Annotated in this window: 12 protein-coding genes; 11 read left to right on the forward strand and 1 reads right to left on the reverse strand. The window is 72.7% G+C overall.

Features of this window, described 5'->3' with window-relative positions:
- The first annotated feature begins 5 nt into the window (after positions 1–5).
- From AB0F70_RS11330 to AB0F70_RS11345, 4 genes are all read left to right on the forward strand, one after another.
- Entirely contained in the window at positions 6–1,280 is a 1,275-nt protein-coding gene (locus tag AB0F70_RS11330) for an ABC transporter substrate-binding protein (RefSeq protein ID WP_357447760.1), read from the forward strand.
- Between the two features lie 68 nt (positions 1,281–1,348).
- Positions 1,349–2,446, forward strand: coding sequence for a phosphotransferase family protein (locus AB0F70_RS11335; protein ID WP_357447763.1), 1,098 nt, complete (start codon positions 1,349–1,351; stop codon positions 2,444–2,446).
- Positions 2,446–3,720, forward strand: a complete 1,275-nt coding sequence (locus tag AB0F70_RS11340; RefSeq protein WP_357447766.1) for an acyl-CoA dehydrogenase family protein — start codon at positions 2,446–2,448, stop codon at positions 3,718–3,720. Before AB0F70_RS11335 ends, AB0F70_RS11340 begins: the two co-directional genes overlap by 1 nt.
- Positions 3,717–5,390, forward strand: coding sequence for an AMP-binding protein (locus tag AB0F70_RS11345; protein ID WP_357447769.1), 1,674 nt, complete (start codon positions 3,717–3,719; stop codon positions 5,388–5,390). The genes AB0F70_RS11340 and AB0F70_RS11345 overlap by 4 nt, the downstream gene beginning before the upstream one ends.
- 120 nt (positions 5,391–5,510) lie before the next feature.
- Here AB0F70_RS11345 and AB0F70_RS11350 read toward each other — a convergent pair whose 3' ends face one another.
- Positions 5,511–5,930 (reverse strand): thioesterase family protein, encoded by a 420-nt coding sequence (locus AB0F70_RS11350; RefSeq protein ID WP_357447772.1) that lies wholly within the window; start codon positions 5,928–5,930, stop codon positions 5,511–5,513.
- Positions 5,931–6,121: 191 nt separating this feature from the next.
- Here AB0F70_RS11350 and AB0F70_RS11355 point away from each other — a divergent pair, with 191 nt between their 5' ends.
- The 7 genes from AB0F70_RS11355 (at position 6,122) to AB0F70_RS11385 (ending at position 13,885) form a co-directional block, all read left to right on the forward strand.
- Positions 6,122–7,321, forward strand: a complete 1,200-nt coding sequence (locus AB0F70_RS11355) for an acyl-CoA dehydrogenase family protein (RefSeq protein ID WP_357447775.1) — start codon at positions 6,122–6,124, stop codon at positions 7,319–7,321.
- 80 nt (positions 7,322–7,401) lie between these two features.
- Positions 7,402–8,625, forward strand: coding sequence for an acetyl-CoA C-acetyltransferase (locus AB0F70_RS11360; protein ID WP_357447778.1), 1,224 nt, complete (start codon positions 7,402–7,404; stop codon positions 8,623–8,625).
- Positions 8,625–9,737: a zinc-binding dehydrogenase gene (locus AB0F70_RS11365; protein ID WP_357447781.1), complete on the forward strand. Its 1,113-nt coding sequence runs from the start codon at positions 8,625–8,627 to the stop codon at positions 9,735–9,737. The genes AB0F70_RS11360 and AB0F70_RS11365 overlap by 1 nt, the downstream gene beginning before the upstream one ends.
- A gap of 40 nt (positions 9,738–9,777) precedes the next feature.
- Positions 9,778–10,527: a 3-oxoacyl-ACP reductase FabG gene (gene fabG, locus AB0F70_RS11370; RefSeq protein WP_357447783.1), complete on the forward strand. Its 750-nt coding sequence runs from the start codon at positions 9,778–9,780 to the stop codon at positions 10,525–10,527.
- Positions 10,524–10,988 (forward strand): MaoC family dehydratase, encoded by a 465-nt coding sequence (locus AB0F70_RS11375; protein ID WP_357447786.1) that lies wholly within the window; start codon positions 10,524–10,526, stop codon positions 10,986–10,988. Before fabG ends, AB0F70_RS11375 begins: the two co-directional genes overlap by 4 nt.
- A gap of 258 nt (positions 10,989–11,246) precedes the next feature.
- Positions 11,247–12,236 (forward strand): hypothetical protein, encoded by a 990-nt coding sequence (locus AB0F70_RS11380; protein ID WP_357447789.1) that lies wholly within the window; start codon positions 11,247–11,249, stop codon positions 12,234–12,236.
- Positions 12,233–13,885 carry a DNA polymerase Y family protein gene (locus tag AB0F70_RS11385; protein ID WP_357447792.1) on the forward strand — a complete coding sequence of 551 codons (1,653 nt, stop codon included), beginning with the start codon at positions 12,233–12,235 and terminating at the stop codon, positions 13,883–13,885. Before AB0F70_RS11380 ends, AB0F70_RS11385 begins: the two co-directional genes overlap by 4 nt.
- The last annotated feature ends 41 nt before the right edge of the window (positions 13,886–13,926 follow it).

Below are 13,926 nucleotides of genomic sequence, written 5' to 3' on the forward strand. Positions count from 1 at the left end.
TCGGAATGCGCACCACACGATCCACTGCACGGTCCACCGCCATCGCAGCCACCATGGGACTGGCCGCAGCCACTGCCCTGTCGGCCTGCTCCACCCCCGCGGCCGCCGAGGTCCCGGGCGTCACCGACGACAAGGTCGTCATCGGCACGCACCAGCCGCTCACGGGACCGGCCGCTGCAGGCTTCGCGTCGATCTCGGCGGCCACCGCCGCGTACTTCGAGTACGTCAACGCGAACGGCGGTATCCACGGCCGCGAGATCGAGTACATCGTCAAGGACGACGGCTACAACCCGGCCAACACCCAGACGGTGGTGCGCGAGCTGGTCCAGGAGGACGAGGTCTTCGCGATAGTCAACGGCCTGGGCACGCCCACGCACTCCAGCGTGCTCGACTACCTGGACCAGAACGGCGTGCCCGACCTGTTCGTCGCCTCCGGCTCCCTGACGTGGAACCAGCCGGACGAGTACCCGAACACGTTCGGCTTCAACGCCGACTACGTGACCGAGGGCGCGGCACTCGCGCAGCATGCGCTCGACACCGACCCGGACGCCGTCGTCTGCGTACTGGGACAGGACGACGACTTCGGCGCGGGCATCCTCCAGGGCGTCGAGCTGGCGCTGGGCGACGGCGAGGTCGCGACCAACCAGACCTACTCCACCGCTGACCAGGACGTCACCGCGCAGCTCGGCGCCATGAAGGAGGCCGGCTGCACGCACAACGTGCTCGGCACCATCAACGGCTTCACGGCGCTCGCCGTCGGTACGGCCGCGCAGATGGAGTGGTTCCCGAAGTGGCACGTCTCCTCCTCGGGCGCCGACTACCCGACGCTCGCGGAGTATCTCGGTGAGGAGGGCACACCGGCGCTGGAGGGCCTGGTCTCGGTGAACTACCTGCCCAACAGCCCGTCGTCCGAGTGGTACGAGCTGTTCTCCCAGATCAACGAGGAGTACAACGACGGCGCGCCCTACACGGGCAACACCACGTTCGGCATGAGTGTGGGTTATCAGTTCGCCGAGGCGCTGGCCGCGGCCGGCGAGAACCCGACGAGGGAGTCGATAGTGGCGGCGGTGGAGTCCGGTGACCTGGGGGGCAACGGCATAGCGCCGCTGACCTACTCCGCGGACGACCACTTCGGGCACCGCACCGTCCGGATCGCCGTCGTGGCCGACGGCGCGCAGGACTTCACCGACAGCGCCTACGAGGTGTCCGACGCGGGCGCCACCGCCGTCGAACCGGAGCAGGCGCCGCTCGAGAACGAGGGCATCCCGGCCACTGAATGACCCCGCCCCGGGGCAGGGGGCACCGGAGACACCGCGCACGACGACCTCGGGCGCACGAGAGGGGAACCATGACGCACGAACCACCCGGCCTGGACGTCGCGGGCCTGGCCGCCTGGCTGGCCCGGGAGCACCCGGAGCTGGCGGATCCCGCCGGCCCGGGCCTGACCGCGAGCCTCATCACCGGCGGGCGCAGCAACCTCACCTACCGGGTGGACGGCGCCGCGCTGCCGCTAGTGGTGCGGCGCCCGCCACTGGGGCACGTGCTGTCCAGCGCGCACGACATGCGGCGCGAGCACCGGGTCATCACCGCCCTGGCGGGGACGATCCCGGTGCCGCGCACCGTCGCGGTGGTGGACGACACGGAGCGGGCAGAGGTCACGGGCACGGTGTTCTTCGTCATGGAGCACGTGGCGGGCATGGTGCTGGCCCGCCCGGAGCACAACGCGGCCTGGACCCGCGAGGGGCTCGGCCGGCTCGGGGTCGAGCTGGCCGAGGTCCTCGCGGATCTCCACGCCACCGATCCGGCGGCGGTGGGGCTTGCCGACTTCGGCCGGCCCGCCGGCTATCTGGGCCGCCAGATGAAGACCTGGCGGCGCCAGTACGACGCCTCCCGGTCGCGGCCCCAGCCGCTCCTGGACACGCTCCAGGGGCGGCTGGAGGCCGCGGTGCCCGACGACGGCGTCCGCACCGCGATAGTGCACGGCGACTACCGGCTCGACAACGTAATCGTGGCCGGCCCGCCCGACGCCCCGCGGATCGCGGCGGTGCTGGACTGGGAGATGGCGACCCTCGGCGACCCGCTCGTGGACCTCGGCATGCTCGGCATGTACTGGCACATCCGGGAGCTGACGACGACCTCCGGCGTCGACGTCGTGCCCGGGGCGATAGTGCCCGGCGCCGGCTATCCGGACTTCGGCGAGGTGATCGACGCCTATGCCGCCCGCGCCGGGATCGCCGTGCCCGACCTCTCCTGGTACCGCGCGTTCGCCTGCTTCAAGCTCGCGGTCATCCTCGAGGGCATCCACTACCGGTTCACCGGCGGGCAGACCGTCGGCGACGGGTTCGACCGGATCGGGGAACTGGTGGAACCGCTGGCCGCCGAAGGGCTGGACCGGCTCGCCGACACCCCGCCCACGACCGCCACCACGACAGCAGGAGGAGCCTGATGGACTTCGCCCCCGACACGACCACCCGCGAGATCACCCGGCGGGTCCGGGACTTCGTCACGGAGGAGGTGCTGCCCGCCGAGCCCGTGCTCGCCGACCAGCTCGCCGCCACCCCCGGTGACTGGTCCTTCCGGCCGGTGGTGCGCCACCTGCAGGCCACCGCGCGCGAGCGCGGGCTGTGGAACCTGTTCCTGCCCCCGGGCGGGCCGGTCGGCGCACGCGGCGGCGGCCTGACCAACCTGCAGTACGCGCCCGTCGCCGAGCTCACCGGATACAGCCCCAAGCTCGCGCCCGTCGCCATGAACTGCGCCGCGCCCGACACCGGCAACATGGAGCTGCTCGCGCACTTCGCCACGCCCGAGCAGCGCGAGCGGTGGCTCGACCCGCTGCTGGACGGCGCTCTGCGGTCCGCGTTCTGCATGACCGAGCCCGCCGTCGCGTCGTCGGACGCCACGAACATCGCAACGAGCATCGTGCGCGACGGCGACGAGTACGTGATCACCGGCCGCAAGTGGTTCGCCACCGGCGCCATGAACCCCGACTGCGGCCTGCTGATCGTGATGGGCAAGACGGATCCCGAGGCGCCCCGGCACCGGCAGCAGTCCATGGTGCTCGTGCCCCGCGACACCCCCGGCGTCACCGTCGTGCGCGGCCTGACCGTGCTGGGCTACGACGACCGCGACCACGGCGGCCACGCCGAGATCGTCTTCGACGACGTCCGCGTCCCCGTCGCGAACCTGCTCGGCGGCGAGGGCGAGGGGTTCGCCATGGCCCAGGCCCGCCTCGGACCGGGCCGCATCCACCACTGCATGCGCGCGCTCGGCATCGCCGAACGCGCGATGGACCTCGTGCGCGAGCGGGCCACCGAACGCGTTGCGTTCGGTGCGCCGCTGGCCGACCAGGGCGTCGTGCGCGAATGGCTCGCCCTCTCACGCATCGAGATCGAGTCCCTGCGCCTGCTCGTGCTCAAGACCGCCTGGCTCATGGACACCCTGGGCAACAAGGCCGCCATGACCGAGATCCAGGCCATCAAGATCGCGGTACCCCGCGCCGTCGGGCAGATCCTGGACCGCGCCGTCCAGGTCTTCGGCGCCGCGGGCGTCTCCGGCGACCACCCCCTGGCCGAGCTGTTCGCGGGCGTCCGCACCCTGCGGCTGGCCGACGGCCCCGACGAGGTGCACCTCGCGTCCCTCGGCCGGGCCGAGCTCCGCCGTCGCGCACCGTTCCTGACCCAGCCCGCGCCCCACCCCTCCCCGGAAGGAGACCCGACATGACGCACACCCCAGGCGTCCTGCCCGAACCCGTCGCAAGCCGCGCCGTCGACAGAGCGGTCGATCGTGCGGTCGACGGCCCCGGCTACGGCACCCTCTCGATAGCGAGCATCCTCGCCGAGACCGCCGGCCGGTTCCCCGGACGCACCGCGCTGTACTTCATGGGTCAGCCCACCACCTACGGCGACCTCTGGGACCAGACCCGCGCGTACGCAGGTGCGCTCGCGGCCCGCGGGATCGGGCTGGACTCGCGCGTGGCGATGATCGTGCCGAACGTTCCAGACTTCGCGCGCGTCTACTACGCGACGCTCGCGCTCGGCGCCGTGGTGATCCCCGTGCACCTGCTGTTCCGCAGCGACGAGATCGAGTTCGTCCTGAAGGACGCTGGGGCCGACGTCGTCGTGGTCGCCGCCCCGATGCTGGCGGAGGCCGCGCCCGCTGCCGCGAGGGCGGGAGTGCCGCTGGTGACCGTCCTGATGCCCGAGGGCGCAGCCCGGCAGCTGGAGGTGGCGCGCCTCGAGGACGAGGCGGCGGCTGCGTCCCCGATCGAGCGGCACGTGGGCACGAACCCGCTGGCCGCCGCCACGATCCTGTACACGAGCGGCACCACGGGCACCCCGAAGGGCGCGGTGGGGTCACACCTGGCGATGGTCGAGCAGGTGCACTGCTCCCTGATCGACTCGTTCGACCTGCGGCCCGACGACGTCGTCTACGGCGGCCTGCCGTTCTTCCACTCGTTTGGCCAGATGGCGGTGCTGAACATGGCCTTCCGGCGGGCGGCGTCCATCATCCTGCTGCCCAAGTTCGACCCCGACGAGGCCCTCGAGCTGCTCGTGGCCCACGGCGCGACCGTGTTCACGGCGGTGCCGACCAACTTCGCGGGCATGGTCGAGGCGGCTCGCCGCTCGGCGGCACGGCCCCCGCTGCGGTACGCGGTGTCCGGCGGTGCGGCCCTGCCGGTGGCGCTGCTGGAGGCGTTCGAGGAGGCGTACGGCGCGCAGGTGCACGAGGGGTACGGGCTGACGGAGACGTCGCCGTCGTGCACCTTCAACGTGACGTTCGAGCCGATCCGGCCAGGGACCGTTGGCCGCTCGATGTGGGGTGTCGACGTCGCGGTGGCGGTCGCGGAGGTGGAGGACCGGGTGGAGCTGCTGCCGGCGCCGTCGGGCGAAGCAGGCGGGCCGGGCGCGACCAGCGAGCTGGGCGAGATAGTGGTGCGCGGGCACAACCTGATGAAGGGGTACCTGGGCCGGCCGGACGCCTCGGCCGCGGCCGTCGTGGACGGCTGGTTCCGCACGGGCGACCTCGGCACCGTGGATTCGGACGGCATCGTCACGATCGTGGACCGCAAGAAGGACATGATCATCCGCAACGGCTACAACGTGTATCCGACGGAGGTCGAGGCCGTGCTGGCCCGCTATCCGGGCGTCGCCATGGCCGCGGTGTTCGGCGTGCCCGACGAGGTGCGCGGGCAGGAGGTGCACGCCGCCGTCGTGCCGTCCTACGGGGCGGACGTCGACCCGGACGCCGTGGTCGCGTACATGAAGGAGCACGTGGCGGCGTACAAGTACCCGCGCGTGGTGCACGTGTCCGCCGACCTGCCGCTGGGCCCGAGCGGCAAGGTGCTCAAGCGCGAGCTGACGGCCCGGCACTCGGCGCCGCCGACGGAGTAGCGGGATGCGCCCGGCTTGCGGCGCCAGGCCTCGCGACAGCCCAGTGATTCGGCCCGAAGACGTGTGGTTTTCGGGCCGAATCACTGGGCTGCGCGAGGTGCGCGCTGCCAGGCCGGGCGGTCACGCTGCCGGGGGCGGCAGGTGTTCGGCGACCGCCTCGCGCACCCGGTCCGGCACGGGCACGGGCCGGCGGGCGGCCTGGTCGACGAACACGTGCGTGAAGCTGCCCGTCGCGTACGGCTCGCCGCGGTCAGCCGCGCCCGCGCGGAGGATTGCCAGGTCCCAGGTGAGCGACGTCCGCCCGAGGCGCCCCACGGCGACGTCGACCTCTATCTCGTCCGGGAACGACACCGAGGCCAGGAACTCGCACGACGACGCCCGGGCGAGCCCGATCACGTCGCCCGTGGGGTCCATGCCGGTGTGCCGGATGAGCCACATGTTCACCGCCGTGTCCATGGCCTCGTAGTAGACGGTGTTGTTCATGTGGCCGTACTGGTCGTTGTCGTTCCAGCGCAGCGGGAAGGGGTGCCGATAGCCCATCGAGAGGTCTCTCCTTCGAGTTCGGGGGTCGATCAGGGGGTCGCTGAACCGCAGCGTAGCCCGGCTCCGGGGGAGGAGTGCAACATATTCGTGATTGATGCATACTGGACACCGACCGGTCGGTCGGTACCGACTGCCGGTACCGGATCGACCAGCACCGACCAACCAGATCGACGATGATCGGAGGACCGATGACGCTCGCACCCGAGTCGCCCCGCACGGACATCCTGGAGGCCGACTTCTACTCGTTCCAGGACCTGCTCACCCCGGCCGAGCAGAAGAAGGCGCTGGCCGTCCGCGAGTTCATGGAGCGCGAGGTGCGCCCCATCGCGGACGACTACTGGGAGCGCGCCGAGTGTCCAGTGCACCTGTTCAAGCCCTACGCGCAGCTCGGCACCATCGGGTCGGGCTGGGCCGAGACGCAGGGCGAGGAGACCTCCGCGGTGTTCCGCGGCTGGATCGGCATGGAGACGGCGCGCGTCGACTCGTCGTTCTGCACCTTCATCGGCGTGTCCGGCGGCCTGGCGATGACGTCGATCGGCGTGGGCGGCTCCGCGGAGCAGCGCGCCAAATGGCTCCCGCCCATGGCGAGCGGTGACCTCATCGGCGCGTTCGGGCTCACCGAGCCGCTGGCCGGCTCCGACACCGCCAAGGGCCTGCGCACCACCGCCACCCGCACGGGCGACACCTGGGTGCTGAACGGCGCCAAGCGCTGGATCGGCAACGCCACGTTCGCCGACGTCGTCGTGGTCTGGGCCAAGGACACCGAAGACGACCAGGTCAAGGGTTTCCTGGTGCGCAAGGGCACGCCTGGCTTCACGGCCACCAAGATCGAGCGCAAGCAGTCCCTGCGGATCGTGCAGAACGCGGACATCGTGCTCGACGGCGTAGAGGTGCACGAGGCGGACCGCCTGGCGCACATCAACAACTTTCGTGACCTGGCCAAGGTGCTGCGGATCACCCGCGACGGCGTCTCCTGGCAGGCGCTGGGCACCATGATCGGCGCCTACGAGGCGGCCGTGGCGTACACCAAGCAGCGCGAGCAGTTCGGCAACCCGATCGCCAGCTACCAGCTGATCCAGGACAAGCTCGCCACCGCGTACGCGAACGTGACCGCGGGCTTCGCCATGTGCGTGCGCGTGGCCCAGCTTCAGGACAACGGCACCCAGATCGACGCCCACGCCGCGATGGCCAAGGCGTTCGTCACCACCCGCATGCGGGAGACCGTCGCGCTGTGTCGCGAGGCGTGCGGCGGCAACGGCATCACGCTCGACCACGGCGTGGCCCGGTTCTTCGCCGACGCCGAGGCCGTGTACACGTTCGAGGGCACCAAGGACATGAACCAGCTCATCGTGGGCCGGGCGATCACCGGCCACGCGGCGTTCGTCTGAGCCGGACCTGATCTACGGTCGCCTCAGCGCGCCGTCGTCGTACCGTCGCAGCACAGCTCAGTTCAGCTCAAGGAGGAGTTATGACCGAGGCCTACATCGTCGCGACCGCCCGCTCGCCCATCGGGCGCGCGCACAAGGGGTCGCTGAAGGACGTCCGCCCCGACGACCTCGCCGCCCGGATGGTCGCCGCCGCCGTCGAACAGGTGCCGGGGCTGGACCCGGCCCGGATCGACGACCTGCTGCTCGGCTGCGGCCTGCCCGGCGGCAAGCAGGGCATGAACATGGCCCGGATCGTCGCGGTGCTGTGCGGCTGGGACACCGTGCCGGGCGCCACCGTCACGCGCTACTGCAGCTCGAGCCTGCAGACCACCCGCATGGCGTTCCACGCCATCAAGGCGGGCGAGGGCGACGTCTTCGTGTCCGCTGGCGTCGAGTCCGTGAGCTCGTTCGCCACCGGGTCGAGCGACTACATCCCGGGCGTGGACCTGCGCAATCCCGTGTTCGCCGACGCGCTGGCCCGTACCGAGAAGCGGGCCGGGGCCGGAACCGGGCTGTGGACCGACCCGCGCCTGGCGGGTGTGCTGCCCGACGCGTACATCAGCATGGGCCAGACCGCGGAGAACGTCGCCGCCCTGCGCGACGTCACGCGCGCGGACCAGGACGAGTTCGCCGCCCGCAGCCAGCAGCGCGCGCAGGCAGCGATCGCGGCGGGCTTCTGGGCGCGCGACATCACGCCGGTCACCCTCGCCGACGGCACGGTGGTCTCCGCCGACGACGGCCCGCGCGCCGGGACCACCGTCGAGACGCTGGCCACGCTGGACCCGGTGTTCCGCCCCGACGGCACGGTCACCGCTGGCAACGCCTGCCCCCTGAACGACGGCGCCGCGGCGCTCGTGATCGTCTCGGACCGGGTCGTCGACGAGCTGGGCCTGCGGCCGCTGGCCCGCATCGTGTCCACGGGGGTCAGCGGGTTGTCACCCGAGATCATGGGCCTCGGCCCCGTCGACGCCAGCCGGCAGGCGCTGGCCCGTGCGGGGCTCACCGTCGACGACATGGACCGCGTCGAGATCAACGAGGCGTTCGCCGCCCAGGTGGTCCCCTCGGCGCGCGAGCTCGGCATCGATGAGGAGCGGCTGAACGTCAACGGCGGCGCGATCGCCGTCGGGCACCCGTTCGGGATGACCGGGGCGCGCATCACGTCCACCCTGATCAACGCGCTCGCGGACGCCGGGGGCCGGTACGGTCTGGAGACGATGTGCGTGGGGGGCGGCCAGGGCATGGCGATGGTGCTGGAGAAGCTCTGATGCGGATCACCGGTGCGGTGCTGGAGCGCTGCGGCGCGCCCGCGCCCTATGCGGAGTCCCGGCCGGTGACGGTCGGGCCGCTGGAGCTCGATCCGCCGCGGGACGGCGAGGTCCTGGTGCGGATCGAGGTGGCCGGGCTGTGCCACTCCGACCTGTCGGTAGTGGACGGCAACCGCGTGCGGCCGGTGCCGATGCTGCTCGGCCACGAGGCGGCAGGCATCGTGGAGGTCGCCGGGCCTGGCACGCGGCTCGATGTTGGGCAACGCGTGGTGATGACGTTCCTGCCGCGCTGCGGCACGTGCGCCGAGTGCGCCACCGACGGACGCCTGCCCTGTTCGGTGGGGTCGGCGGCCAACGGGGCAGGCGCGCTCGTGGGTGGCGGACGGCGGCTGACCCGTTCCGTCCCGGACGGCGGGGCGCAGGAGGTGCACCACCACCTCGGGGTGAGCGCGTTCGCGAGCCACGCCGTGGTGTCCGAGACCTCGGTGGTTCCCGTGGACGACGACGTCCCGCCCGACGTCGCCGCCCTGCTCGGCTGCGCGGTCCTGACCGGCGGCGGTGCCGTCGTGAACGCGGGGCGACCCGCGCCCGGGGACCGGGTCGCTGTCGTGGGCCTGGGCGGGGTCGGCATGGCGGCGCTGCTGGTGGCCGTCGCGCTCGGGCACGAGGTGATCGGCGTCGACGCCGTGCCCGCCAAGCTGGACCTGGCGCGCGAGCTCGGCGCGGCGACCGCCGTCGGGCCGCAGGAGGCCGTCGAACAAGGGCTGCGTGCGCCGGTAGTGATCGAGGCCGCGGGCTCGGCCCGCGCGTTCGAGACCGCGTACGCGATCACCGCCCCGGGCGGCACCACCGTCACAGTGGGGCTGCCGCATCCCGACGCCCGGGCGAGCATCTCGCCGCTCAGCCTCACAGCGGAGGCCCGCACCGTCGTGGGCTCCTACCTCGGGTCGGCCGTGCCGAGCCGGGACATCCCGCGCTACGTCGAGCTGTGGCGGGCCGGACGGCTGCCACTGGACCGGCTGGTCTCCGACCGCATCACCCTGGACGACCTACCTGCCGCGCTCGACCGCCTCGCCTCCGGTGCGGCGCTGCGGCAGCTCGTGACCTTCTGAATCTCTGAATTCCTAGTACCCCGTACCGAGAGGAAACCTCATGACCCGCACTGCCATCGTCACCGGAGCGGCCCGCGGCATCGGCGCCGCCACCGCCCGCCGGCTCGCGAAGGACGGCTACGCCGTCGCCGTCCTGGACCTGCTGGAGGACCAGGCCAAGGCCACGGCGGAGGCCATAGTGGCCGACGGCGGACGCGCGCTCGCCATGGGCGTGGACGTCGCCTCCGAGGAGTCGGTCGCTGCCGCCGTCGAAAGGGTGGTCGCCGAGCTGGGCGCGCCCACCGTGCTGGTGAACAATGCCGGCATCCTGCGCGACAACCTGCTGTTCAAGATGTCCGTGGGCGACTGGGACTCCGTGCTGGGTGTGCACCTGCGCGGCGCGTTCCTCATGACCCGGGCCGTGCAGGCGCACATGGTGGAGGCCAAGTTCGGCCGCATCGTGAACCTCTCCTCGACCTCGGCGCTCGGCAACCGCGGCCAGGCCAACTACTCGGCCGCCAAGGCGGGTATGCAGGGCTTCACCAAGACCCTGGCGATCGAGCTCGGCAAGTTCGGCGTCACCGCGAACGCCGTCGCCCCCGGGGTGATCGAGACCGACATGATCCGGGAGACCGCCGAGCGCATCGGCATGCCGCTGGCCGACTACCTGGGCGTGGCGGCCAAGGACGTGCCCGTCGGTCGCGTGGGCCAGCCCGAGGACATCGCCAACGCCGTGTCGTTCTTCTGCGCGGAGGAGTCGGGGTTCGTCTCGGGCCAGGTGCTGTACGTGGCGGGCGGGCCGAAGGCGTGAGCGGCGTCATCACCGTCGACTCGCCGGCGGCCCTCGCGGACGCCGTGGGGCACACGGCCTCCGGCGACTGGTTCGAGATCACGCAGGAGCGGATCAGCGCGTTCGCCGACGCCACCGAGGACCACCAGTGGATCCACCTCGACGCCGAGCGGGCGGCCGCCGGGCCGTTCGGCTCCACTGTCGCGCACGGGTACCTCACGCTGTCGCTGCTGTCGCACCTGGCGGCGCCGCTCATCTCGGTCGGCGGTGCCGCGATGGTGATGAACTACGGCCTGGACCGGCTGCGGTTCCTCGCCCCGGTCCCGGCCGGCTCGCGCGTGCGGGCCCACACCGAGATCCTCTCCGCCGACCCGGCGCCCACCGGCGTGCGCCTCGCCGCCAAGGTCACCGTGGAGATCGAGGGCGCCGAGAAGCCGGCGTTGGTCGCGCACACGCTGTCGCTCTACGTGCCGGAGGCCTGAGCGCTGTCCCAGCTGTCTTTCGAGGTCTAAGTTCCTCCGCTCTGAACCGATTCAGAGCGGAGAAACTTAGACCTCGAAGAGGTTGGGGCGGCGGCCCTCTTCAGGGGTCCGGGATGTCGGGCCAGGTCGCAGTGTTGCGAGGTCGATGGTTTGACAGGCGCACCTCGTGAGAGGTGTACTGGTGTTCTATCGAACAGGCGTTCGATGAGGTGCTCGACCGATCTGGTCACCACCGGCAGACACCATCGCTGGAGGATCATGACCGTTGTAACAGCATCCTCGGAGGCGATCACCCTCGACGTCGATGTCGACGACACTGACGACACCGCCGCCACCCGGCACGCACGGGCGCTCGCTGCCCTGCGGTCCGCCGAGGTGCGCACCGGCGTACGGAAGCAGGCTACGGCCGCACGGACCATCCAGGCGGTCCGCCCCGAGCCTCACACTGACCGGCCCGTCGACCGCCCCGTCGACGGGGACACCCGTGTCCTGCCGGTGGACCCGCGCCTCGCGTCCCTCCTGCCCGACGGCGGCCTGCGTACCGGCACCACTGTCGTGGTCCAGGGTTCGACGTCGCTCCTGCTCACGCTGCTCGCCGAGGCGTCCCGCGACGGTGCCTGGACGGTGCTGGTCGGCTACCCGGCCGCCGGGATGGCCGCTGCGGCCGACGCCGGATGCGACCTGGCGCGCACCCTCGTGGTGCCGCTGCCGGCCGGGTCGGGTGTCGACGCGTCCGCAGTGCTCGCCGCGCTGATCGACGGCATGGACATCGTGGTGATCGGGCCGGAGGTCGCACTGCTGGACCAGGACCGCCGTCGGCTGACCACTCGGGCCCGCGACCGGGAAACGGTGCTGGTAGCCGCTCTCCCCACCCCCGCCGGTTCGTTGAGTGCTGGGTATTCGCCCCGCCAACTGCCTTCAACAGGGCGAAAGTCCAGCACTCAACGAGAGGCGGTCGGCTGGGCCGGGGCGCACGTGGTGCTCGAGGCGACCGAGGGGGACTGGGCGGGGGTCGATCACGGGGCGGGCTGGCTGCGGCGTCGGACCCTGCGGGTGCGGCGCACCGGGCGAGGGAACGCCGCGCGGCCCCTGCACCTGGACGTCGAGGTGCCGGTGTGCCGGGCGGCCAGCGGAGGAACAGGCGGCGGAACCATCGGCGTCGTCGAGCCTTCTGGCGGCCAGGGCTCCGTGACGGCGTCGCCGGACGAGGGCTCCGAGCGCCGTCCGCTGCTGGAGCTCGTCGGATGACCGACCGCTCCGGCCCCACGGCGGCGGGAGCGGCCACCCGCACCGCCTGCCTCTGGGTGCCCGACTGGCCGGTCGTCGCGGCCCTGGTCGTCGCCGGCCTGGGCCCCGAGACGCCCGCGGCCGTGACGGGCGGCCCGGGTGGGCGGATCGTCGCGGTGTCCGCACCCGCCCGCAGCGCCGGGGTGCGCCGCGGCATGCGCCGTCGTGAGGCCCAGGGCCGCTGCCCCGACCTGCAGCTCTGGACCGCCGACGACGCCCGCGACGCCCGCGAGTTCGAGCCGGTCGCCGTTGCCGCGGAGACCGTGGTCTCCGGGCTGGAGATCGCCCGCCCCGGCCTGCTCCTGCTGCCGTCGGGCGGCGCTGCGCGGTACCACGGCTCGGAGCGCGACCTGGCCCGCGAGCTGACCGAGCAGGTCGCCGTCCGCACCGGTCACGAGTGCCAGGTAGGGGTCGCCGACGGGTTCCTGGCCGCGGTGCTCGCGGCCCGGGAGGACGACGTCGTGCCGCCTGGTGCCTCGCGGGACTACCTCGCGCCACGGCCGGCGGCCGTGCTCGTGCACGCCCGGCCCGGGGACCGCACCCTGACCGAGCTCGTCGACCTGTGGCGCCGCCTCGGCATCCGCACCCTGGCCGAGCTGTCCGCGCTGCCCGACGCCGCCGTCGCCGCCCGCTTCGGCGACCTCGGCGTCTGGGCGCAGCGTCTCGCCAGGGGGCAGGACGTGCGGCCGCCGGCCCGGCGTCGGCTCGAGGAGGACCTGACCGTCACCGAGGAGCTGGACCCGCCGGCGGACCGGGTCGACGTCGCCACGTTCGCGGCCCGCCGTCTGGCCGAACACCTGCACGACGACCTGAGCCGGAGCGGCCTCGCCTGCGGGCGGCTGCGGATCACGGCGCGCGCCGTCGACCCGGTCACTGGCGAGGCCCGCACCCTGGAACGGCTGTGGCGCACCGACGACACGCTCGGCGGGCTGTCGGCGGCCCGGATCACCGACCGGGTGCGTTGGCAGCTCGAGGGCTGGCTCACGGCGTCGTCCCTCGGGAAGGGCGAGGCGCCCGCCCCGATCGCCGGCCTGACCCTGGCCGCCGAGGAGGTCGCTCCCGCCGGGGCGCTGCAGCCGCGCCTGTGGGGCCCGGGGGCGGGCGAGGACCTGCGGGCGCGCCGCGCCGTCGAGCGGGTGCAGGCGCTGGCCGGCGGCGACGCCGTGCTCACCGTCCGGCTCCAGGGCGGGCGCGATCCCCGGGACCGGGTCCAGCTCGTCCCGTTCGGCGAGCAGGTCCCGCCGGAGCGTGAACCTGACCGGCCCTGGCCCGGCGCCCTGCCGCCTCCCGCGCCGTCCGTCGTGCTGCCGGAGCCGGTCCCCGCGCACGTGCTCGACGACGCCGGGCGCCCCGTCGTCGTCGACGTGCGGCTCGCGGTCAGCGGGGACCCGGCGCGCGTCGTCGTGCCCGGTGAGGGGGCGTGGGGCGGGATCGACGCCGCCGTCGTCGACTGGGCGGGGCCGTGGCCCGTCGCCGAGCGATGGTGGACGCCGCAGGGCAGGCGCCGCGTGTTCCTCCAGGTGGTGGCCGACAGCGCGGAGGCCCCGACGCTGGGCCTGCTGCTGTCGTCGTCGGCGGGGGAATGGTCCCTGGAGGCGCTCTATGACTGAATCTTGGTCACGTGGCCGTTCAGACTCTGCTTGTTGTCGTC

It is taken from the genome of Promicromonospora sp. NPDC023805 (genome assembly GCF_040639635.1).
Classification (GTDB): Bacteria; Actinomycetota; Actinomycetes; order Actinomycetales; family Cellulomonadaceae; genus Promicromonospora.